Below are 484 nucleotides of genomic sequence, written 5' to 3'. Positions count from 1 at the left end.
TAATTGTTTATAAATTAGCAGATTCAGATAAAATTGTTAAAGTTAAAAAAGTTGACCATGATGACGTCCCTCACGGTTTAATGATGAAAATTCATGACATGGGCAAAATGCACATGAAACACTAATTAAGCTTTAATTTTGAGTAATATAGAAGATATTAAAAGCAGCAGTAAGATGTTTTCTAATTGAAAATTATCTTACTGCTGCTTTTTAAGAATTACTGTGTCAGTCTATTTTCGGTTCGCCTGCGCTTTTGCGCATGCATAAAAGCCCCTAACAACCTGAGGTCACTGCGCTTCGGTTCGCCTGCGCTTTTGCGCATGCATAAAAGCCCCTAACAACCTGAGGTCACTGCGCTTCGGTTCGCCTGCGCTTTTGCGCATGCATAAAAGCCCCTAACAACCAAAGGTTGTAAGGGGCTTTAAATGTCAGATAGTATTTTTTAAATTGATTTTAAATATTCTTGACCTTTTGCTTTGTCATA

Annotated in this window: 1 protein-coding gene; it reads left to right on the top strand. The window is 37.2% G+C overall.

Going from position 1 to position 484, the window contains the following annotated elements; all coding sequences use genetic code 11:
- Window positions 1–125 (top strand): DUF4889 domain-containing protein (locus IDG60_RS02460; protein WP_206160460.1); only part of this gene is annotated, 125 nt, incomplete at its 5' end.
- Window positions 126–484 lie beyond the last annotated feature (359 nt).

Source organism: Staphylococcus sp. EG-SA-2 (genome assembly GCF_017152085.1).
The sequence above is the reverse complement of the archived record's forward strand: the minus strand, read 5'-3'. Positions and strand labels throughout refer to the sequence as shown.